A 21,915-nucleotide genomic window follows, 5' to 3' on the forward strand; every position below is an offset into this window, starting at 1 on the left:
ACACGCGGCTTGGCGACCTTGGCAGGGGCCTCCTCGACGGCTGCGAGCTCGACCGCCGTATCGCTCGCCTTGCGACGCGCGCGCTTGGGCTTCGGCGCGGACGCCTCCAGCGTCTCGGCAGGCGTAGCGCCAACCTCGTCCATCGTCGCATCGGCAACCGCCTCGCGACGGCGCCGTGCAGGCTTGCGCGCCGGCTCTGCCGCGACCGGATCGGCAGCGGCCTGTTCCTGCGGCTCGGGCGTGACGGGCACTTCGGATACGACCGGTTCTGGTGCCAGGGTCGTCTCGTCGGCCGTCTCGACCGGACGCGGCTTGCGACCCCGACGCGACTTGGGCGCCGTTTCGGCGACCGGGTCAGCGTTGATCGTCGCGGCGGCCGCACGGGCGCGCGGGCGACGACGCATCTTGGGAGCCTCGGCGACCGGCGCGGACGGCGCCTCCTCGAACACCGGCTCGGCCTCGGACGTCTCGACCGGCGCAAATGCCTCCGGCTCGGGCGCCTCGGCGATCAGTGCCGCGGTGTCGATGCTGCTGACGGCAATCGACTCGCCCGTCTCGGCGCCGGTCTGCTCGCCGCCCTGCTCGTTGCGCCGACCACCGCGCGTCCGCGACGTCCGCGACGACGACGGCCTTCGCCTTCGACGCCGTTGGCCTGTTCGGCCGGAGTCGTACCTTCGATCTCCTCGCCACCGCCGACTTCGACGATCTCGCCGACGCCCTCGTCGATCTGCTCGACATTGTTGTCGACGTCCTCGAACGCGCCATCCTCGCTCGTACCACCGACGGCGCCGTCCTCACCCGGACGTGCCCGGCCCCGACGACCGCGGCGGCGACGGCGCTTTTTGCCACCTTCGCCATCGGCATCGCGGCCCTCACGTGGCGCGGCCTGCTCACGACCGCCTTCGCGGCCCCCCTCACGACGACGCGGCTGTTCGGCCTCGGCCTCCTCGACCTCGTCCTCCTCGATCTCGTCCTCGATCTCCTCGGGAAGATCGTCCTCGTCCTCTTCGATGATCTGGACGAACTTCGGCGGATGCGCGGGCGGCGGGCCACTGGCCTCGACCGTCATGTGCGCGCCTTCCTCGTCCTGGCCAGGGATGATCTCGACGATCACGCCGTAGCGATCCTCGATCTCGGCGATGTCGGCACGCTTGCGGTTGAGGATGTAGACGGCCGCTTCCTGGCTCGCGCGCAGCGTCAGCAGCGAGCCGCGACCGCGGGCGGCCTCGTCCTCGATGAGGCGGAGCGCGGAAATGCCCGACGACGATGCGGTGCGGACGAGCCCGGTGCCCTCGCAATGCGGGCAGGCGCGGGTCGACGCTTCGAGCACGCCGGTGCGCAGCCGCTGGCGGCTCATTTCCATCAGGCCGAACGACGAGATGCGGCCGATCTGGATGCGCGCACGATCGTTCTTCAGCGCCTCCTTCATCGCCTTCTCGACCTTACGGACGTTGGAATTGTTATCCATGTCGATGAAATCGATGACGACGAGCCCGGCCATGTCGCGCAGGCGCAGCTGGCGGCCGATTTCCTGTGCGGCCTCGAGGTTGGTCGCGGTCGCGGTCTGCTCGATGCTGTGTTCGCGCGTCGAGCGGCCCGAGTTGATGTCGATCGAGACGAGCGCCTCGGTCGGGTTGATGACCAGATAGCCGCCCGACTTCAGCTGGACGACCGGATGGTACATCGCCGACAGCTGATCCTCGACGCCCGCGCGCTGGAACAGCGGCACGGGGTCGGCGTAATGCTTGATGCGCCGGGCGTGCGTGGGCATCAGCAGGCGCATGAACTCGCGCGCCTGGCGATAGCCGTCCTCGCCCTCGACGATGACCTCTTCGATTTCCTTGTTGTAGATGTCGCGGATCGCGCGCTTGATGAGGTCGCTGTCGCCGTAGACGAGCGCGGGCGCCGACGCCTTCAGCGTCGCTTCGCGGATCCCGTCCCACAGACGGGCGAGGTAATCGAAGTCGCGCTTGATCTCGACCTTGCTGCGCTGCAGCCCGGCGGTGCGGACAATGCAGCCCATCGAGGGCGGCAGCTGCATGTCGGCCATGATCGACTTCAGGCGCTTGCGATCGCCCGCGTTGCTGATCTTGCGCGAGATGCCGCCGCCGTGGCTCGTATTGGGCATCAGCACGCAGTAGCGGCCGGCCAGCGACAGGTACGTGGTCAGCGCTGCGCCCTTGTTGCCGCGCTCTTCCTTGACGACCTGGACGAGCAGCACCTGACGGCGATGGATCACGTCCTGGATCTTGTAGCGGCGGCGCAGGTTCATGCGACGCTCGCGCAGGTCCTCGACCGCGGCCTCGTCGCCGTTCGGCTTGCGCTTGCGACGCGGGGCCTCGCCGGTCTCTTCGCCGCCTTCGAGCTCCTCGGCGACGTCGGGATCTACCCCGCCATCGTCCTCGAAGCGCTCGATATCGTCCTCGTCGTCACCCTCTTCGTCGTCCGCGTCATAGTCGGCGCGCAGGGCTGCCTCCTCGGCGGCATGCTCGGCCTCTTCGCGGAGCAGCGCGTCGCGGTCTTCTTTGGGGATCTGGTAGTAATCGGGGTGGATCTCGCTGAACGCGAGGAAGCCGTGGCGATTGCCGCCGTAATCGATGAACGCCGCCTGGAGCGACGGTTCGACCCGCGTGACCTTAGCGAGGTAGATGTTACCCTTGAGCTGCTTGCGCTCGGCGCTTTCGAAATCGAATTCCTCGATCCGGTTACCCTTGACGACGGCGATCCGGGTTTCTTCCCGGTGGCGTGCGTCGATCAGCATACGCGTTGTCATAATAGATTCTCCGCGCGCGCGCCGGGCCTGATGGCAGCCGTCGCGCGCTTGATGGTGGTGCGGTCGGACACGGCGCCCGGACTCGCGGAAGGTATGCGAAACTGCCTCTGCTCGACGCGCATGCCGCGGGAACTCACCCTGCGGCGCCCGCACGACCGCGATCCCGTCGGCGAAGGCCGATCGGTGAGCGGGGCGGGGGGAATGCGTCATTCGAGCGTCAACCTGAAATTGCCGCGCCGTCGAGGATCCGAAGGCGGGCGTTGAGACCGGCGCGTCGCTGGCAAACTCTAGCGACGCACGGGTGCACGGCAGGACTAGCACCGCATTGCAGATCCCGCAACTGGCCCGGCGCGGGGCGGTCCGGCGCACTTGAAACCCGCCATTTTCCCAGGCCGCATTTACGCGCGGCGACCTGTCCTGCAACCGCACCGGCAGCTACGGATATGGGAAAACCAAGGCAAACAAGCTATTAACCCTGCTCCGCAAGATCCTCTTGCGGGGGCGTGGCGTAGGCGTCTCGTTTCGGTCGGGCTCGACCGATCCAGGGAGTGTAGAATGGCTTTTCGCTGGACCGGCAGCGCGGTCGCACGGCATGGACGCAGGATGGTTGCGATCATCGCTCTGCTGCTCGGCTGGCTGTCCGGCGTTCCGGCGCTGGCGGCGTCCGTACAGAGCATCGCGATCGGCCGGACGCAGATCGTTATCCGCTTCGATGCACCGGTCGGCAGCGGCGCGAGCCAGATCCTGACCGGCCGACGGCAGATCGCGGTCGATATCGCGAACGCGACGCCCGGCGGAACCGCGAAGCCGGGCGGCGTCGTGACCCGCATCGCGCAGCGCCGGCACGGCGGCTCCGGGCTGCGGATGCTGTTCGACCTGTCAGAGCCGGCGATCGTGGCCGATGGCGGGTTCGATTTGCAGGGACGCGAACTAACGCTGGCCTTGCGCCGCGTCGACGATGCGACGTTCGCGCAGGCCAGTATCGCCGGTCCGCTGAATTTCTTCCCGTTCAACTTCGCCGCACGACCGGCGCCGCGGTACAAGGTGTCGATCCCGGTGCCGCCGCGCGCGCGCGGAATCGGGCTGCCGCGGGTCGAGGGCGACGATATGCGTCCGCTGGTGGTGATCGACGCCGGACATGGCGGTGTCGATCCCGGCGCGATCGGCCCCGACGGGCTGCGCGAGAAGGACGTGACTCTCAAGGTCGCCAAGGCCATTCGTGACGCGCTGCTCGCTTCGGGCCGGGTGCGCGTCGCGCTGACGCGGAGCGACGACCGGTTCCTCGTGCTGCGCGAGCGGTACGGCGTCGCACGACGGTTGAAGGGCGACCTGTTCATCTCGGTCCACTGCGACAGCACCGGATCCGAAGGCGCGAGCGGCGCGACTGCCTATACGCTGTCCGAGGTGGCGTCCGACAAGGAGGCGGCGCGGCTAGCCGCGCGCGAGAACAAGGCGGATGTGATCTCCGGGGTCAATCTGGGCGAGGCGCCTGCCGACGTGTCGTCGATCCTGATCGACCTGACGCAGCGCGAGACGATGAACGCGTCGGCCACGTTCGCGCGGTTGCTGGGACGCGAGGCCAAGCCGTTGATGCCGCTCAAGCCGAATTTCCACCGCATGGCGTCGCTGATGGTGCTCAAGGCGCCCGACATGCCCTCGATCCTGTTCGAGACCGGCTATATTTCGAACCCGCAGGACGCGGCGTTTCTCGACAGCGACGAGGGGCGGCAGCGGATTGCGGAGAGCGTGACGCGCGCGGTCACCGTGCATTTCGCGCGGCGGATGGTGGCGCGCTGATCCGGCCGGTTGCGCTCACGGCAAGAGCGCGGCATCCTGACGGCCAGGACCCCGGCGAAGACCGAGGCCCGGTTGGAGGACGTTCCGACCAGGCCTCGGCCTCCGCCGGGGCACGTGTTTCTGGTTAGGACGATCTGATGACCGACGCGACGCGGGGCGTATCCGAGACCGGGCCCGAGACGAGTATGCGCGAGCTTACCTTTCGCGGGGTCGTGCTCGGCGCGATCATCACGCTGCTGTTTACCGCAGCCAATGTGTATCTCGGACTGAAGATCGGGCTGACCTTTGCGACGTCGATCCCCGCCGCGGTGATCTCGATGGCCGTGCTGCGGCTGTTCAAGGATTCGACGATCCTCGAGAACAACATCGTCCAGACGATCGCGTCCGCCGCGGGCACGCTCGCGGCGATCATCTTCGTGTTGCCCGGCCTCGTCATGATCGGCTGGTGGCAGGGGTTCCCGTTCTTCACCACCGCGGCGATCACGATGTTCGGCGGCGTGCTGGGTGTGCTGTTCTCGGTGCCGCTGCGCCGTGCACTCGTCGTCGACACGGTGCTGCCCTATCCGGAAGGCCGCGCCGCCGCCGAAGTGCTGAAGGTCGGTGCGGGTAGTCGTGAGGGCGGCGAGGAGAGCGCGCGCGGGCTCGGTATCATCGTCGTCAACGCGCTGGTGTCGGCCGGGTTCGCGATCCTGACGCAGACCAAATTGGTCGCTGCCGAGGCCGCGACGTGGTTCCGCGTCGGCGCAGGCGCGACCGGAATTTCGGGCGGGCTGTCGTTCGCGCTGCTGGGCGCGGGGCATCTGGTCGGGATCTCGGTCGGCATGGCAATGTTCACGGGCGTGGTGATCGGCTGGTGGATCCTGCTGCCGATCCTGACCTCGGCCGGGAGCGTGACCGGCACCGCGGAGGTGATCGCGACGACCGTGTTCCGGTCGGACGTGCGGTTCTTCGGTGCGGGCGTGATCGGCGTCGCGGCGATCTGGACCTTGCTCAAGATCGCAGGACCCGTGGTCGGCGGCGTGCGATCGGCGCTGGCGGCGTCGGCAGCCAAGCGCGGCGGCGAAGTGCTGGCACTCGAGGAGCGTGACATCCCGATCGGGATCGTCGGGATTGCATCGCTGGCGATGCTCGTGCCGATCGGGATCCTGCTGTGGACTGTCCTCCAGGGCGGGCCGCTCGAGGCGTCGGCGGTCGGGCTGATCGCAGGGAGTCTCGCGTTCATCCTCGTCATCGGCCTCGTGATCGCGGCGGTGTGCGGGTACATGGCGGGGCTGATCGGCGCGTCGAATTCTCCTGTGTCGGGCATCGGTATCCTCGCCATCCTCGCCGCATCGATCCTGCTGGTGTCGTGGTTCGGTCGTGCAGTCGAGCCGGGGACGACGCAGGCGCTGGTCGCCTACGGCCTGATCGTGACGGGCGTGGTGTTCGGCATCGCGACGATCTCGAACGACAATCTCCAGGATCTTAAGACCGGGCAGTTGGTCGGTGCGACGCCGTGGAAGCAGCAGGTCGCGCTGCTGATCGGCGTGGTGTTCGGGTCGATCGTCGTGCCGCCGGTGCTCAACCTGCTCGGCAGCACGCTTGGCTTTGCTGGCGCGCCGGGGGCCGGGCCCAATGCGCTGGCCGCACCGCAGGCCGCGCTGATCTCGGCGCTCGCCAAGGGCGTGCTGGGGGGCAATCTCAACTGGGCGATGATCGGCTATGGCGCGATGACCGGTGTCGCGGTGATCGCGCTCGACGAACTGCTGGGCAAGGCGGGCAGGCTGCGGTTGCCGCCGCTGGGCGTCGGGCTGGGCGTGTATCTGCCCATGGCGGTGACGTTGCCGGTCACGATCGGCGCGGTAGTCGGCTATGCCTATGACCGCTGGGCCGACCGCGCGCGCGATCCCGAGCTTGCCAGGCGGATGGGCGTGCTGACCGCGACGGGGATGATCGTCGGCGAGTCGCTGTGGGGCGTGGGGTTTGCCGGGATCGTCTATCTCACCAACCAGGAGACGCCGCTGGCGCTGGTCGGGGAGGGGTTCGTACCCTTTGCGCTGGTCGGAGGGACCCTGCTGTTCGCGTTGCTGACCTGGGTGATGTACCGGCGGACGATGGCGGCATCGCGGTAGCGAGTGTTTCCCCGCGAAGGCGGGGACCCAGGCTGGGCTTCCGCCTTCGCGGGAGGCCGGGGAGGGGAACGGCCTGCCTGGTTAAGCGCACTTCCCCGGCGAAGGCCGGGGCCCAGTTGGGAAGGTCGACGTTACGAAGCGCGGTCCGCCATTATCTCCGTCGCCCAACTGGGCCCCGGCCTTCGCCGGGGTGGAGTCCTAAGGAGGGAGCGACGTCCTTCACTTCATCGCGGCGAGCATGTCCGTGATCTTGACGAAGGCGAAGCCGATCGAGCTGTCCGCGATGCCGTAAGGCAGGAACAGCGCATCGCCGTGGCGCAGCGCGCCGCAGCTGTAGACGACGTTGGGGACATAGCCCTCGCGGTCCTGATCCTTGGCGGCGAGGATCGGCTGCTGCGTGCGGCCGATCACCTTGGACGGGTCGTCCTTGTCGAGCAGCACTGCACCGATCGAATATTTGCGCATCGCGCCGACGCCGTGCGTGAGCAGCAACCAGCCCTCGTCGAGTTCGATCGGCGGGCCGCAATTGCCGATCTGGACGAGCTCCCACGGATAGAGCGGCGTCAGGATCTTCTCGCCGTCGTCCCAGTCGGTCAGCGTGTCCGACTTCAGCAGGAACAGGTTCTCGCCGTCCTGCCGGCCGATCATCATATACTGGCCGTTCACCTTGCGCGGGAACAGCGCCATGCCCTTGTTGCGCGCGGCGGGGCCAGTCATCGGGACGAGATCGAACGCGCGGAAATCGCGTGTCCGCATCAGTTCGGACTGGATGACCGAGCCGTTATATGCGGTGTAGGTGCCGATCCATTCATAGTCGCCATTGTCGTGCTGGAAGCGGACGATGCGCAGATCCTCCAGCCCCTTCGACTGCGCCTGCGTGATCGGGAAGATCACGGTGCCGCTCAGCGTGCTGTCGCGGTGGCGATAGACGGTGACCGGACCCTGCGGCATCTCGTCTTCGCCGCTGCCCACCGCGTCGGTCGCGGTCGCGAAAGGCGGCTCGGGCGCTAGCTTCATGAGGTTCTGGTCGGTGATGATGCCTTCGCGGAAAGCGACCGACGAGATGTGACCTTCGCCCACCGCGCGCATCGACATCAGGATGCGCAGGCTGCCCGGGGGCATGCCCGACTGGTCGAAATGCGGCACCGCGCTGGGGTTCATCAGCGCGGCGGCGGCATAGCTGTATTCATGACAGAAATAGGCGCCGATCAGCTGGCGCTTCTCGTCGCCGATATCCGCGCCGTTGAGCCCGAGCATGTCCTCGATCTGGTCGTAGCGCGTCATGAAAACGCGCCGCGTCTGCCAGTGCCGCGCCTCAAAATCCTTCAGCACCACCTCGAGCTGGATCCGCGCCTCGGCGCTCGTCATCTCGAGGACTTCGCCGACCAGTCGCTCGGTCCGACTGGGTGCGCCGGCATTGCCGGCCCAGGCGATATGAAAGGGCCGGACGACGACCCGTGACGGGTCGGCGTGCAACCGCAGCTGGTGGGTAAACAGGTCCATCGTGCTTATGCCTCGCGTGCCGTTCCACCTTGGGACGCCGACGCTAGCGAGGCTATGCGACGACGCGCGAGGCTCCTGCCACGCTTTGGGTTGCGTTTGATACCCCCGAAATCGCACAATTGGCCAATTGCAGCGCCAAAATCGACTCTGCACCCTGGTTACGGTTCAATCCCGTCGGCATCAATCCATCAAAACAGCCGCCATCGGCGATGCTTGCGAGCGGCAGATTGAGGTCATTCCCGCCCAGGAACCAGCGATAGGCGCGCTCGGCCTCGTCACGCCAGCGCAGGTCGCCGGTAGCCTCGAACGCCGCCATGCAGGCATCGACGGTGGCCTGTGCCTCCAGCGGCTGCTGGTCGAACTGCAGCGGATCCTCATAGGAGCGTCCGAAGCTTTCCGTACCCACCGCGCGGAAGCGACCCTCGGGCGAGGTCTGCTTGGCGACGATCCATTCGAGTGTCGCCAGACCGCAATCGATCAGGTCCTGGCGGCCGAGCGCCTGGCCCGCACGGATGAGCGCCTGTGGCAGGCGAGCATTGTCATAGGCAAGGACGATCTCGAACCACTGCCATTCGGGACGCCGCGTCTTCTCGAGCAGTGCCAAATGGACATCGGGGAACTTTGCCAGGATCGACAGCGAGAGCTGATGCCCGGGGCTCGCCTCGAGCATCGCCGCCGCGCCGAGCATCGCAAAGGCCTGAGCGCGCAGGCTGCCGAGCTCGAGTGCACAGGATGCGGTCGAGTCATACATTGCCGTCGCCCAGTCGCGATGCTTGGCCAGCTGCGCATCGCGTGCCGTGATGCCGAGCGCCCAGACGGTGCGACCGTTGGAATCCTCAGACCCGACATCCTCGCACCAGCTCCGGTCGAAGCTCATGAAGTTGCGGAAGCGACGCTCGTCGGGGTTCCAGGCATATTGCACGAACGACGCATAGATCGTCGTCCACTTGTCACGCTGGACCTCGTCCATGTCCGGCATCGCACTCATCAGCATGAGCGCACGGCAATTGTCGTCGATGCAATAGCCATGCCGGCGATCGGGGATCGAGTAGATCGAATGCTGGAGCATGCCCGTCGAATCACTCATCCGTTCGACGGCCGCGAAGTCAGGCGCAAGCGGCTTCAACGGGGGCGAAGGTTTTGCCAGACGAAAAGGGCGTGCCGCGACCACTGCGCGGATCTCTGCCATCGATGTTTCGGCAAGCTGTGGCCAGATCATCGTACGACCGCGCGCATAGGCGCGTTCGGCCAAGCGATGGCGGTCGCGATCACTCGACAGCAGCATGTCGATCTCGCGCGCGAAGGCAGCGACATCTCCGAACGGGACAAGAACGCCATGCCCATCGGCGAGGATTTCCGTCGCATGGACGTACGGGGTCGAGATGACGGGCTTGCCGACGCCGATGGCGTAGCTAAGCGTGCCCGAGGTGATCTGCGCCGGGTTGGTGTAGGGCGTCACATAGATATCTGCCGCCTGCAGATAGCTCAGCAGCTCATCATGTTCGACGAACGCGTCGATGAAGGCGACATTGCCCGCCACGCCGCGCTCTTCGGTCAGCGCCTTGAGACGATCACGATACGCCTCGCCCTGATGCGCGACGAGATTGGGGTGCGTCGCGCCGAGCACGACGTAAAGAAGATTGGGATGACGTTCGATGACCGCGGGCAGCGCCTCGATCACTGTTTCGATACCCTTGTTCGGTGCGAGGAGCCCGAAGGTCAGCACGACCTTGCGGCCTTCCCAGCCGAATTGCGCCTTCAGCGTGTCGGGTTCGACGAGGTCACGATCGGGCACGCCGTGCGGGATCATCACGATCTGCCGCGGGCTGGCGCCATAGACGCGCTGGAGGATATCGCGGCCACGCTCCGCCATCACGATGACGCGCGCGGCACGGCGCAACAGCCCCTCCATGACGCGGCGTTCGTCGGGATTGGGGCGTTCGAGGATCGTGTGCAACGCAACGACGACCGGCAGCGTCGTGCGGTCGAGCAGCGCAAGCAGATAGTCCCCGGCCGGGCCACCATAGATGCCGTATTCGTGCTGAACCCAGATTGCCTGGGCTCCGCTCGCATCGATCTTGCGTGCGGCATCCAGATAGGCGGTCAGATCGGTTTCGGGGATCGTTCCAACGACTTCCGGCGGATACTCGTACAGGCCAGGATGATCATCCATCGCATAGACGTCGACCGCGACCTCGGGAAAGCGCGCCCGCATCGCGGTGAACACATCCGTCGTATATGTCGCGATACCGCACCGCCTCGGCAAAAAATTGCCAATGAGTGCCAGCCGCGTGATCTTGGTCCCGTCCGCCGGTAACGCCATACCCTGTCCTTTGTCTGAGCGCGCATAACAGGCTAACCCGGCATCGCGCTTACCCCCAACGGCTGACAAGGTATGAAAGTTGCATTAATATTGCACTGCAACACGCGCTTTGATGTTAAACTTTATCGACATCACTGCATGCAACGACGGCGTCAGCCACGCCCGCGATACGGGGCGACGCCCTGATCGGGCAGCCACAGATCGGCGGGAGGGGCGGACGACTGCCAGAAGACGTCGATCGGGATCCCGCCGCGCGGATACCAATAGCCCCCGATCCGCAGCCAGACCGGCTTCATTTCGTCGAACAGCCGCTCGCCGATGCCGACCGTGCAGTCCTCGTGGAAGCCGGCATGGTTGCGAAAGCTGCCCAGGAACAGCTTGAGCGACTTGGATTCGACGATCGTCTCGCCGGGGACATAGTCGATGACGAGATGCGCGAAGTCGGGCTGGCCGGTAACCGGGCAGAGCGAGGTGAATTCGGGCACCGCGAACCGCACCAGATAGGTCCGGCCGACGCGCGGGTTGGGCACGTAATCGAGCACGGCCTCTTCGGGCGAGGCGGGGAGGGCGCTGTTCTGGCCCAGATATAACGGGTTTGTAGGAGCGGTCATGGTCCGCCATGTAGGATGCGATGCGCTCCAAGAAAACCACGCTCGTGCCGATCCTCGGCGACCAGCTCTCGCTGCAGATCGCCTCGCTCAACGGGGCCGACCCGGCGGCGACGATCGTGCTGATGATGGAGGTCGCCGACGAGACGACCTATGTCCGCCATCATCGCCGCAAGATCGCCTATATCCTGTCGGCGATGCGCCATCACGCCGAGGCACTGCGCGAGGCGGGCTGGACCGTCGACTACGTCACGCTCGACGATCCGGAGTCGACCGGCAGCTTCACCGGAGAAGTCGCGCGCGCGATCGGGCGGCATGATCCGGCGCGGATCATCGTCACCGAAGCGGGCGAGTGGCGCGTTGCGGGCATGCTGGACGCGTGGGAAACGCTGTTCGGCCTGCCGGTCGAAATCCGCGCCGACGACCGCTTCCTCGCCAGCCACGCCGAGTTCGAGGCCTGGGCGGAGGGGCGCAAGCAGTTGCGGATGGAGTATTTCTACCGCGAGATGCGCCGCCGCACCGGGCTGTTGATGGACGGCGAGAAGCCCGAGGGGGGCGAGTGGAATTACGATGCGGATAATCGCAAGCCCGCCAAGGCCGACCTGCTGATGCCGCGCCCGCTCTCCTTTGCCCCCGATGCGATCACGACCGAGGTGCTCGCGATGGTCGCGGCGCGGTTCGGCGAGCATCCCGGCAGCCTCGATGCGTTCGATTTCGCGACGACGCGCGAGGACGCGCTCAAGCAGCAGCGGCATTTCCTCAAGCATGCGTTGCCGCGGTTCGGGGATTATCAGGACGCGATGCTGACCGACCAGCCGTTCCTGTGGCACGCGGTGCTGTCGCCCTATATCAATTCGGGGCTGCTCGATCCGGTCGATTTGTGCCGTGCGGTCGAGGCGGAATATGCGGCGGGGCGCGTGCCGCTCAACTGTGCCGAAGGGTTCATCCGCCAGATCATCGGCTGGCGCGAATATATGCGCGGCATCTATTGGCGCGAGGGGCCGGAGTATGTCGAGCGCAACTTCCTCGATGCGAGGCGCGACCTGCCGGGCTTCTACTGGACCGGCGAGACCGACATGCACTGCCTCTCGCAAGCGATCGGACAGACGCTCGACCATGCCTATGCGCATCATATCCAGCGATTGATGGTGACGGGCAATTTCGCGCTGCTGATCGGCGCGGACCCGAAGCAGGTGCATGAATGGTATCTGGAGGTCTATGCCGATGCGTATGAATGGGTCGAGCTGCCCAATACGCTGGGCATGAGCCAGTTCGCCGATGGCGGCCTGCTCGGGTCGAAGCCCTATGCGGCGTCGGGCGCGTATATCAACCGGATGTCGGATTATTGCGGGCATTGTCGCTATGACGTGAAACAGCGCGTCGGGGAGAATGCGTGTCCGTTCAATGCGCTGTACTGGGATTTCCTGGTGCGCAACGCGGACAAGCTCGATCGCAATCCGCGGCTGGCGATGCCGTATCGCAACTGGGCTAAGATGAAGCCGGCGGACCGGGACGCGACGCTGGCGCAGGCAAAGGAATTTCTGGCGCGGCTCGACGGCTGAGCGCTACATTTGCCGTCAGGACGGGTGTAACGCCGTCGATAGGAGTAGGCGGATGCCGCATTTCGGCGATTACCAGAACGCGATTTACAACGCCGGTCTGAGCGGCGTGATCCCGAAGCTGCCGGTCGATTACGCGACGCTCGAACAGCGCGCGAGCGCGGCGATGCCGCCATCGGTGCTGGGCTATGTCCAGGGCGGCTGCGGCGACGAATTCACGCAGGACAACAATGCACATGCGTTCCGCCACTGGGGCATGACGCCGCGGATGATGGTCGATTGCAGCAGGCGCGACCTGTCGGTCGAGCTGTTCGGGATGCGGCTGCCGAGCCCGGTCTTCATGGCGCCGGTCGGGGTGATCGGAATCTGCACGCAGGACGGTCACGGCGATCTCGCCGCCGCGCGCGCCTCGGCCGAGACGGGGGTGCCGCTGATGGCGTCGACGCTGTCGAACGATCCGCTCGAAAGCGTGGCGGGGGCGCTGGGCGAGACGCCGGGGTTCTTCCAGCTCTACACGCCCAAGGACAAGGCGCTGGCCGAGAGCCTGGTGCGCCGGGCCGAGGCGGCGGGGTATAAGGGGATCGTCGTCACGCTCGACACCTGGGTGACGGGATGGCGGCCGCGCGACCTGAACGTCGCGAACTTCCCGCAGCTGCGCGGCGCGGTGCTGATGAACTATTTCTCAGACCCCGTCTTTCGCGCGATGCTCGCCAAGCCGCCCGAGGAGGATGGCGCGGCTGCGGTGCGGCAATGGGCAGGCGTGTTCGGCAAGGTGCTGACCTGGGACGACATGGCGTGGCTGCGCTCGCTGACGACATTGCCGCTGATCCTGAAGGGGATCTGCCATCCCGACGATGCGCGGCGCGCGATCGATGCGGGAGCGGATGCGATCTATTGTTCGAACCATGGCGGGCGCCAGGCCAATGGCGGAATCGCGGCGATCGACATGCTGCCGGGCGTGGTCGCGGCGGCGGGCGACGTGCCCGTGCTGTTCGATTCAGGGATCCGGTCGGGCAGCGACGTGGTGAAGGCGATCGCGCTCGGCGCGCGTGCCGTGGGCGTCGGGCGGCCCTATGCCTATGGCCTCGCGCTCGATGGGGCGGCGGGGGCGGCGCATGTGTTGCGGTGCCTGCTGGCGGAGGCGGATCTGCTGATGGCGGTGAATGGCTGGCCGACGATCGCCGATGTCCGTGCGGCGGGCGCGGTGCGGATCTAGCGCGACACGGCGAGGAAGGGGGCGAGCGCGTCCCAGGCGGGCTGCTTGGCGGCGCGGCCGATCGTGTGGAGCGGGCTGCTCGAGGGCAGCGCGACGATCTGCGGGCCGAGCGTTCCGAGCCCCTGTCTGAGGCCGAGCTTCAACGCGGTTGCGCCGTTGAACGCGATCGCGCGGAGATCGGGCAGGCGCGCGACCAGCTCGGCGACCGCATTGTCCTGCGCATCGAGGATCGCGGCGTCGGTGCTACCGATGCGGTGCGCCGACCCGATCACGTCCCACAGCGCCACGCCCGCATCGCGCAAGGCGGCCAGTCGCTCGTCATAGGCCAGCGCGACGAGATCGCGCGCCACCACGCCCGACATCAGCGCCCAGAACTGGTTCTGCGGATGCGCATAATAGCGAGCTTCGGCGAGCGAACGGTCGCCGGGCAGGCTGCCGAGGACGAGCAGCCGCGCATCGGCGGCGGCCACGGGCGGGAAGGAGGATTTACGCGTCATCGTGCGCGACAACGTGGCGATTGCGCGCGATCGTGCAAGCATTCTATGCAGACGCGCATGAAGATCCTGCTGTCCGCAAGCCTCGCCGTGCTCGCTCTTGCAAGCGCCCCCGCCACCGCCCGCCAGCTGACCATCGACGATGTCGTCAAGCTGTCGCGCGTGTCCTCGCCCGCCGTGTCGAAGGACGGCCGCTGGCTGGTCTGGGAACAGCGCGAGACCGATCTCGCCGCCGATCGCGGGCGGTTCGACCTGTGGCGGCTCGACCTGACGCGCAAGGGTGCGAAACCCGAGCCGCTGATCGCCGAAGCCGATGTGAACGAGACCGGCGCGCAATTCTCCGCCGATGGCGCAACCGTCTATTACCAGTCGGACAAGGGCGGCAGCGACGCGGTCTGGTCGATCGGGATCGCTGGCGGCACGCCGCGCAAGCTGACGAGCTTCGAGGGCGGCTTTGGCGGGTTCAAGGTCGCACCGACCGGCGACAAGCTGGTGATCTGGGCCGATCGCAAGCCCGGCGCGCCGAGCCTTGCGCCCGCGATCGTCAAGAAGGACCCGAATGCCGGGGCGGGGCGGACCTATGACCAGCTGTTCGTGCGGCACTGGGACACATGGTCGAACGGCGACCGGTCGCAGCTGTTCGTGCTGCCGCTGACGGCCGCAGGCGCAGCCGGCGACGGCGTCGCGGTGACGCGCGGTCTGATCGGCGATGCGCCGTCCAAGCCGTTCGGCGGCGGCGAGGAAGTGTCGTGGAGCGCGGACGGCCGGACGCTGTATTTCGCACTGCGCGAGGCGGGGCGGATCGAAGCGACGTCGACCAATCTCGACATCTTCTCGGTCCCCGCGGACGGTTCCGCAGCGCCGGTCAACCTGACGGCGGCGAACACCGGCATGGACAATCTGCCGACGGTGTCGCCCGATGGCCGCACGCTCGCCTGGTTCGCGATGGCGCGCGCCGGGTTCGAGGCGGATCGCCAGGTGCTTATGACGCGTGATCTGGCCAGCGGTCAGGTGCGCGCGGTAACGCAGGGCTGGGATCGCTCGGTTGCGTCAATCGCATGGAGCCCCGACAGCAAACGTATCTACGTCACCGCGGACGACACGCAGGAGACGCCGGTGTTCGCGGTCGATCCCGTGACGGGCAAGGTGACGCGGCTGACGCAGGAAGGGCATGTCGGTGCGGTCGTGCCAACGCCCAGGGGCGTCGTCGTCGCGATCAGCAGCCTGACCGCACCCGACGACTTCTATGCGCTGGCGGTGAAGGGCACGCGGATGCCGAAGCCCGAGCGGCTGACCTCGGTCAACGCGGGAAAGCTCGCGGGCATCGACATGCCGACTGTCACGCGGTTCAACTTCAAGGGCGCGAACGAAGACACCGTTTGGGGCTATGCGGTGAAGCCCTATGGCAGCACGGGTAAGGTCCCTGTCGCCTATATGGTGCACGGTGGCCCGCAGGGGTCGAGCAACAACAGCTGGTCCTATCGCTGGAACCCGGCGGTGTTCGCGGGCGCGGGCTACGGGCTGGTCGCGGTCGATTTCCACGGGTCGACGGGGTACGGCCAGGCCTTCACCGACGCGATCAGCAACAATTGGGGCGGCTGGCCGCTCGAGGATCTGCAAAAGGGGCTGGCGGCGGCGACCGCCAAATTCGGCTGGCTTGACGGCGACCGCGCCTGCGCGCTCGGTGCGTCGTACGGCGGCTATATGATGAACTGGATCGAGGGGAAGTGGCCCGACCGGTTCAAGTGCATCGTCCAGCATGACGGCGTCTTCGATGCGCGTGCGATGGCGTACGAGACCGAAGAGCTGTGGTTCGACGAGTGGGAGCATGGCGGGAAGACCTATTACGAGGATCCTGCCGCGTTCGAGAAATGGAACCCGGTCAACTACGTCGCCAACTGGAAGACGCCGATGCTGGTGATCACCGGCGAGAAAGATTTCCGCATTCCCTATACGCAGGGGCTCGCGAGCTTCACCGCGTTGCAGCGGCGGGGGATTCCGTCACGGTTGCTGGTCAACCCGAACGAGAATCACTGGGTGCTGAAGCCGAAGAACAGCCTGCAATGGTATGGCGAGGTGATCGGCTGGATGGACAAGTGGACGGCGAAATAGGGGGCGCATCGGTTGCCGGGGGGCTGTTCCCCCCACGCCGTCATCCTGACGAAAGTCAGGATCCAGGGTAACGGACGCTGACGTTCCTGGCTCTGGATCCTGACTTTCGTCAGGATGACGGGAGGGGGTGGCTCAATGCGCCTTCGGCTTCTTCACCGCGTGGAGACCAAGTGCGATCGCGCCGCCGAGGATGAGGCCGACCACGCCCGACAATGCGGCGTTGACCACCCAGTTCACTACGCCCTTGGCGACCGGCACCGCGGCGGCGGCGCCCGCGGCGGCATCGTGGATGAAGTGCGGGATCGTCGTCAGCCCGAAATCCTCGATCCCGTGGACGATGATCTGTCCGCCGACCCAGACCATCGCCGCGGTGCCGACGACCGACAGCACCGACATGACGACCGGCATGCCCTTGACCAGGCCGCGGCCGAACGCTTGCACGGCCGGGCTTTTCCGCTCGGTCAGGTGCAGGCCGATATCGTCCATCTTCACGATCAGCGCGACGACGCCGTAGACGAGGATCGTGATCGCGACGCCGACCAGCGCAAGCACGATCGCCTGTTCCCAGATCGGTTCGGCGGCAACGTCCGACAGCGCGATCACCATGATCTCCGCCGACAGGATGAAATCGGTGCGGATCGCGCCCGACACCTTCTGGTCCTCGAGCGTCTTCGGATCGATCGGGGCGGTGGCTTCGGCTTCGGCATGGCCGCCGCCGAGCGCCTCGAGGATCTTCTCCGCACCCTCGAAGCAGAGATAGGTCCCGCCGATCATCAACAGCGGGGTCAGCGCCCAGGGTGCGAACGCGCTCAGCGCGAGCGCGGCGGGCAGGATGAAGAGCAGCTTGTTGCGGAACGAGCCGAGCGCGATCTTCCCGATCATCGGCAATTCGCGCTTGGGCGAGAATCCGACCATGTAACGTGGCGTGACCGCGGCATCGTCGACCACCACGCCGATCGCCTTGCTGCCCGCCTTGCCGGTCGCGGCACCGATATCGTCGAGGCTGGCCGCGGCCAGCTTGGTGATCCCGGCAATGTCGTCGAGCAGTGCGACCAGTCCTGTGGGCATCGATGGGTCCTTCGCGTGATCGGTAAGAGGCGGCAATAGCCGGTCCGCGGTAACGTGACAGCGATGTCATGCAACGGGTTTCGACCTTGCGCAAAGTGCGTGACGCGCGGAATGGTTGCGCGGTGACGCACATCACGACGGGATCGAGCATGACAGACGACTTCATCACCAACCTGCCCAAGGCCGAACTGCATCTGCATATCGAGGGCAGCCTTGAGCCCGAGCTGATGTTCGCGCTCGCCGAACGCAACAAGGTCGCGATCCCGTTCAAGAGCGTCGAGGACGTGCGCGCCGCCTACAGCTTCACCAACCTCCAGACGTTTCTCGACATCTATTATGCGGGCGCGGCGGTGCTGCAGACCGAGGAGGATTTCCACGATCTGGCGCTCGCCTATTTCGACCGGGTCGCGCAGGACGGCGTCGTCCATGCCGAGATCTTCTTCGATCCGCAGACGCACACGCATCGCGGTATCCCGTTCGACGTCGTCGCCAACGGCCTGTTCGCGGGGATCGATGCGGCGCGGGCGAAGCACGGGATGAGCATCGGCCTGATCATGAGCTATCTGCGGCATCTCGACGAGGAGGATGCGTTCAGGACGTTCGAACAGGCCGAGCCCTGGCTCGACCAGATGATCGGCGTCGGGCTCGATTCGTCCGAGATGGGGCATCCGCCGTCGAAGTTCGCGCGCGTGTTCGAGGCATCGGCGGAAGCCGGGCTGCTGCTGTGCGCGCATGCCGGCGAGGAGGGCCCGCCCGCCTATATCCACGAAGCGCTCGACATCCTGCGCGTCGACCGGATCGATCACGGCAACCGTGCGCTCGAGGATCCGGTGCTGGTCGCGCGGCTCGCGCGCGAGGCGATGACGCTGACCGTGTGCCCGCTTTCGAACGTCGCGCTGCGCAACGTCGACCGGATCGAGGACCATCCGATCGACAGGATGCTCGATCTCGGCCTGCGTGCGACGATCCATTCGGACGACCCGGCTTATTTCGGCGGCTATATCGGCGAGAACTACCGTCAGACTGCGCGTGCGCGTAACCTGTCGCGCGGGCAGATCGTGACGCTGGCGCGCAACAGCTTCCTCGGCAGTTTCCTCGACGACGAGGCGATCGCCGGGCATCTGGCGACCCTCGAGGCCTATGTGACCGCGCATCCGTGATCCGGCGCTTCCTATCGATCTTCGAGCCGTTCATCCTGATGCTGCTCGGCACCGTCGTGCTGGCGAGCCTGGTGCCGGCGCGGGGACAGGCGGCGACGATCGTCGGCTATGTCGCCGACGTCGCGATCTTCCTGCTGTTCTTCCTGCACGGCGCGAAATTGTCGCGTGCGGCGATCTGGGACGGGCTGCGCAACTGGCCGCTTCACCTCGCCGTGCTGGGGGTGACGTTTGTTGCCTTCCCTGCGCTCGGGCTCGGGCTGACTGCGCTGCCCTTCGTCGACGCGCGGATGGCGACGGGCGTGCTGTTCCTGACGCTGCTGCCCTCGACGGTGCAATCGTCGATCGCCTTTACCGCGATCGCGCGCGGCAATGTCGCGGCCGCTGTCTGCAGCGCATCCTTTTCCAACCTGCTCGGCATACTGATCACCCCCGCGCTGGTCGCGCTGCTGATGCGGAACGCAGGCAATGCCGGCGGGATGTCGATCGAGAGCGTCGAGACGATCATCGTCCAGCTGCTCGTGCCGTTCGTGGCGGGGCATGTGCTGCGGCCCTGGATCGGCGCATGGGTGACGCGGCGCAAGGCGATGCTGACGATCGTCGATCGCGGATCAATCCTGCTCGTCGTCTATGGCGCGTTCGGCGCGGCGGTGGTCGAGGGGCTGTGGAGCCGGGTGTCGCTCGGCGACCTGCTCCTGATCGGGCTGCTCTCCTGTGCCCTGCTGGCCATCGTGCTGGCGCTGACGCTGACCATCGCGCGGCTGATGCGATTGCCGCGCGAGGATGCGATCGTGTTGCTGTTCTGTGGGTCGAAGAAGAGCCTGGCGTCGGGGGTGCCGATGGCCGGCGTGCTGTTCCCTGCGGCGCAGGTCGGTGTGATCCTGTTGCCGCTGATGCTGTTCCACCAGATCCAGCTGATCGCCTGTGCGGTTATCGCGCGCCGCTATGCAGACCGGGCTGATGCGCGCGTGGAGGCGATGGCACCGGTGGCGTAACTGCCTTGGCTTATTTGCTTTTCCACGCGCGAAACGACATGGTCGCGGCTTGACGGAAAGGCCCAGCATCTGTGACTGATACCGCGTTGGACCTTACGGCCTGCGATCGGGAGCCCATACACATTCCCGGCGCGATCCAGCCGCACGGGCTGTTGCTCGTCGCCGATGCGGCGAGCCTGCGCGTCGTTGCGGGCGCGGGCGATATCGAGACGCGGCTGACCCCCGACTGGCTGGGCGCAGACCTCGCGACGCTGATCGGCCAGGACGTTGCCGCGCTGCTGGCGGAGCGATCGGGGCGCGGCAGCATGATCGGCGCTGCCGTCGGCACGCTGGTCGCGGGTACCAGCGAGCAGTTCCACATGGTCCTGCATGCGAGCGAGGAACACGTCCTCGTCGAGCTCGAGCCCGCCACGACGGCGCCGTCGAGCGCCGCGACTGTGCTCGGCTGGCTGGATTCGATGGCGACCGCGTTCGAGCGGTCGGGCAATCTCCAGGCGCTGTGCGAGCAGGCGGCGGTCGCGTTCCGGACTCTGACCGGGTTCGATCGCGTCATGGTCTATCGCTTTCTCGACGATGAATCAGGGCGCGTGATGGCGGAAGATCGCGATCCCGCGTTGCACAGCTTCCTCAACCATCATTTTCCTGCGACCGACATCCCGAAACAGGCGCGCGCGCTGTATGTCCGTAACCGGACGCGCGCGATCCCGCATGCGGTCTATACACCCGCGATCCTGCGCCCCGCCGGGTTCGAGAGGCTCGACCTGAGCGACGTCGCGCTGCGCAGTGTGTCGCCGATCCATCTGCGCTACATGACCAACATGGGCGTCGCGGCGTCCGCGTCGATCTCGATCGTCAAGGACGGGCTGTTGTGGGGGATGATCGCCTGCCACAGCATGACGCCGCGGACGCTGGCGCCCGATATCCGCGCGACCGCGAGCACGCTGGCGAGCAGCCTCGCCCGACAGATCCGCGCGAAGGAGGAGGCCGAGGGATACCGCGAACGCCTGCGGCTGCGGTCGGTGGAAGACGTCGTCGTGCTCAAGATGGCCACCGAGGGCAGCGCACAGCGGACCGCGGCGGCGGTCGGCGACGACCTGCGCCGGATGCTGGCGAGCGACGGCTTCGCGCTCGTCCAGCACGGCGCGGTGCAGCGCGACGGCCAGTGTCCGGACGACAGAGACGTACTGGACCTGGTCGAGTGGATCCGCAGCCGCGGGACAGGCGACATCGTTGCGACGCATGCGCTGTCGACGCTCTACCCGCCTGCGGAACGCTATCGGTCGAAGGCGAGCGGGCTGCTTGCGATGCCGCTGATCGACGAGGGCGCGGTGCTGTTGTGGTTCCGCGCCGAGCGGATCACCGAGATCGAATGGGCAGGCAATCCGCATAAGGCGACGTCGGGCGATCCCGCTGAACAGCTGACGCCGCGCACGTCGTTCGCGTCATGGACCGAAGAGGTGCGCGGCGAATCGCGGCGCTGGTCGCTCGAGGAGATCGAGGCCGGCTATCGCCTGCGTCGGATGTTCCACGACAGCTATGCGAGCAACCGGATGCGCGCGCTCAACCGCGAATTGCAGCGGACGCTGGCCGAAAAGGACGTGCTGATCGAGCAGAAGGACGTCCTGATGAAGGAGGTCAATCACCGTGTGCAGAACAGCCTGCAGATGGTCTCCGCGTTTCTCGCACTGCAGGCCAAGGCGGCGGGCGACGCCAACGTCACCGCGCATCTTGCCGAGGCGCAGGCACGGCTGTCTGCGGTCGCGCTGGTGCATCGGCGCCTGTACCGCGACGACCAGGTCCAGTCGGTCGACCTCGCGCGCTATCTTGAGGAACTGGCGGGCGACATGAAGGGGACGCTGGGGCAGGAATGGGGCGCGCAGATGCGGCTCGACCTGGCACCGGTGCTGATGCCGACCGACCGTGCGGTCAATGTCGGGCTGATCCTGACCGAGCTCGTCATCAATGCCAGCAAATATGCTTATGGCGGACAGCCCGGGCCGATCCTGATCGCGCTCGAGCAATATCGCAACCAGATCCGGCTGATCGTCGCGGACAAGGGCGTTGGTCAGACCGGCACGCGCGTCGGGTTCGGCAGCCGGATGATGAACGCGGTGGTCGGACGTCTGTCGGGATCGATCGCGCAGCAGGACAACATGCCCGGGCTACGCGTGATCATGACCGCCCCGATCGAGGATTGAG

At 66.5% G+C, this 21,915-nt stretch carries 13 protein-coding genes and 1 pseudogene; 8 read left to right on the forward strand and 6 right to left on the reverse strand.

The window, feature by feature from the left end:
* Window positions 1-2,773: pseudogene (locus NI18_RS02685) on the reverse strand (Rne/Rng family ribonuclease); the annotation flags it as partial.
* Between the two features lie 555 nt (window positions 2,774-3,328).
* Between NI18_RS02685 and NI18_RS02690 the strand changes: the two are divergent.
* Both NI18_RS02690 and NI18_RS02695 read left to right on the forward strand, forming a co-directional pair.
* The gene (locus tag NI18_RS02690; RefSeq protein ID WP_037527909.1) at window positions 3,329-4,570 is read left to right on the forward strand and encodes an N-acetylmuramoyl-L-alanine amidase; all 1,242 of its coding nucleotides are present in this window, start codon (window positions 3,329-3,331) and stop codon (window positions 4,568-4,570) included.
* A 137-nt stretch (window positions 4,571-4,707) separates the two neighbouring features.
* Window positions 4,708-6,681 carry an oligopeptide transporter, OPT family gene (locus NI18_RS02695; RefSeq protein WP_052148949.1) on the forward strand — a complete coding sequence of 658 codons (1,974 nt, stop codon included), beginning with the start codon at window positions 4,708-4,710 and terminating at the stop codon, window positions 6,679-6,681.
* Between the two features lie 219 nt (window positions 6,682-6,900).
* Here the strand turns inward: NI18_RS02695 and NI18_RS02700 are convergent, their stop codons facing one another.
* The 3 genes from NI18_RS02700 to queF form a co-directional block, all read right to left on the reverse strand.
* Window positions 6,901-8,184 (reverse strand): glycoside hydrolase family 130 protein, encoded by a 1,284-nt coding sequence (locus tag NI18_RS02700; protein ID WP_031440075.1) that lies wholly within the window; start codon window positions 8,182-8,184, stop codon window positions 6,901-6,903.
* Window positions 8,185-8,236: 52 nt separating this feature from the next.
* Window positions 8,237-10,507 (reverse strand): glycosyltransferase family 4 protein, encoded by a 2,271-nt coding sequence (locus NI18_RS02705; protein ID WP_037527912.1) that lies wholly within the window; start codon window positions 10,505-10,507, stop codon window positions 8,237-8,239.
* A 152-nt stretch (window positions 10,508-10,659) separates the two neighbouring features.
* A complete protein-coding gene (gene queF, locus NI18_RS02710; RefSeq protein WP_037527914.1) occupies window positions 10,660-11,118 on the reverse strand; it encodes a preQ(1) synthase in 459 nt (152 codons plus the stop codon).
* 20 nt (window positions 11,119-11,138) lie between these two features.
* Between queF and NI18_RS02715 the strand changes: the two genes are divergently transcribed.
* Both NI18_RS02715 and NI18_RS02720 read left to right on the forward strand, forming a co-directional pair.
* Window positions 11,139-12,677: a cryptochrome/photolyase family protein gene (locus tag NI18_RS02715; protein WP_037527916.1), complete on the forward strand. Its 1,539-nt coding sequence runs from the start codon at window positions 11,139-11,141 to the stop codon at window positions 12,675-12,677.
* Window positions 12,678-12,729: 52 nt separating this feature from the next.
* Window positions 12,730-13,890: an alpha-hydroxy-acid oxidizing protein gene (locus tag NI18_RS02720; RefSeq protein ID WP_037527918.1), complete on the forward strand. Its 1,161-nt coding sequence runs from the start codon at window positions 12,730-12,732 to the stop codon at window positions 13,888-13,890.
* On the opposite strand, the gene NI18_RS02725 is transcribed toward NI18_RS02720, so the two are convergent.
* Complete coding sequence (locus NI18_RS02725; RefSeq protein WP_056680637.1) at window positions 13,887-14,387, reverse strand: DNA-deoxyinosine glycosylase; 501 nt, start codon at window positions 14,385-14,387, stop codon at window positions 13,887-13,889. The two genes, NI18_RS02720 and NI18_RS02725, sit on opposite strands and share 4 nt — an antisense overlap.
* 57 nt (window positions 14,388-14,444) lie before the next feature.
* Between NI18_RS02725 and NI18_RS02730 the strand changes: the two genes are divergently transcribed.
* On the forward strand, window positions 14,445-16,496 hold the full coding sequence (locus tag NI18_RS02730) for a S9 family peptidase (RefSeq protein ID WP_037527941.1): 2,052 nt from the start codon (window positions 14,445-14,447) through the stop codon (window positions 16,494-16,496).
* Between the two features lie 132 nt (window positions 16,497-16,628).
* Here the strand turns inward: NI18_RS02730 and NI18_RS02735 are convergent, their stop codons facing one another.
* Window positions 16,629-17,564 (reverse strand): DUF808 domain-containing protein, encoded by a 936-nt coding sequence (locus NI18_RS02735; RefSeq protein WP_031395057.1) that lies wholly within the window; start codon window positions 17,562-17,564, stop codon window positions 16,629-16,631.
* Between the two features lie 149 nt (window positions 17,565-17,713).
* Between NI18_RS02735 and NI18_RS02740 the strand changes: the two genes are divergently transcribed.
* The 3 genes from NI18_RS02740 to NI18_RS02750 all read left to right on the forward strand — a co-directional run bounded on the left by NI18_RS02740 (window position 17,714) and on the right by NI18_RS02750 (window position 21,914).
* On the forward strand, window positions 17,714-18,724 hold the full coding sequence (locus NI18_RS02740) for an adenosine deaminase (RefSeq protein WP_037527922.1): 1,011 nt from the start codon (window positions 17,714-17,716) through the stop codon (window positions 18,722-18,724).
* The gene (locus NI18_RS02745) at window positions 18,721-19,716 is read left to right on the forward strand and encodes a bile acid:sodium symporter family protein (RefSeq protein ID WP_037527925.1); all 996 of its coding nucleotides are present in this window, start codon (window positions 18,721-18,723) and stop codon (window positions 19,714-19,716) included. Before NI18_RS02740 ends, NI18_RS02745 begins: the two co-directional genes overlap by 4 nt.
* An 86-nt stretch (window positions 19,717-19,802) precedes the next feature.
* Complete coding sequence (locus NI18_RS02750; protein WP_197975316.1) at window positions 19,803-21,914, forward strand: histidine kinase dimerization/phosphoacceptor domain -containing protein; 2,112 nt, start codon at window positions 19,803-19,805, stop codon at window positions 21,912-21,914.
* Window position 21,915 lies beyond the last annotated feature (1 nt).

Source organism: Sphingomonas sp. Ant20, assembly GCF_000783375.1.
Taxonomy (GTDB): domain Bacteria; phylum Pseudomonadota; class Alphaproteobacteria; order Sphingomonadales; family Sphingomonadaceae; genus Sphingomonas; species Sphingomonas aerolata.

Excerpts from the sequence above, each read along its gene's own strand:
- NI18_RS02690 (WP_037527909.1), top strand. The coding sequence starts at position 3,329 with ATGGCTTTTCGCTGGACCGGCAGCGCGGTCGCACGGCATGGACGCAGG.
- NI18_RS02695 (WP_052148949.1), top strand. The coding sequence starts at position 4,708 with ATGACCGACGCGACGCGGGGCGTATCCGAGACCGGGCCCGAGACGAGT.
- NI18_RS02700 (WP_031440075.1), bottom strand. The coding sequence starts at position 8,184 with ATGGACCTGTTTACCCACCAGCTGCGGTTGCACGCCGACCCGTCACGG.
- NI18_RS02705 (WP_037527912.1), bottom strand. The coding sequence starts at position 10,507 with ATGGCGTTACCGGCGGACGGGACCAAGATCACGCGGCTGGCACTCATT.
- queF (WP_037527914.1), bottom strand. The coding sequence starts at position 11,118 with ATGACCGCTCCTACAAACCCGTTATATCTGGGCCAGAACAGCGCCCTC.
- NI18_RS02715 (WP_037527916.1), top strand. The coding sequence starts at position 11,139 with ATGCGCTCCAAGAAAACCACGCTCGTGCCGATCCTCGGCGACCAGCTC.
- NI18_RS02720 (WP_037527918.1), top strand. The coding sequence starts at position 12,730 with ATGCCGCATTTCGGCGATTACCAGAACGCGATTTACAACGCCGGTCTG.
- NI18_RS02725 (WP_056680637.1), bottom strand. The coding sequence starts at position 14,387 with ATGACGCGTAAATCCTCCTTCCCGCCCGTGGCCGCCGCCGATGCGCGG.
- NI18_RS02730 (WP_037527941.1), top strand. The coding sequence starts at position 14,445 with ATGAAGATCCTGCTGTCCGCAAGCCTCGCCGTGCTCGCTCTTGCAAGC.
- NI18_RS02735 (WP_031395057.1), bottom strand. The coding sequence starts at position 17,564 with ATGCCCACAGGACTGGTCGCACTGCTCGACGACATTGCCGGGATCACC.
- NI18_RS02740 (WP_037527922.1), top strand. The coding sequence starts at position 17,714 with ATGACAGACGACTTCATCACCAACCTGCCCAAGGCCGAACTGCATCTG.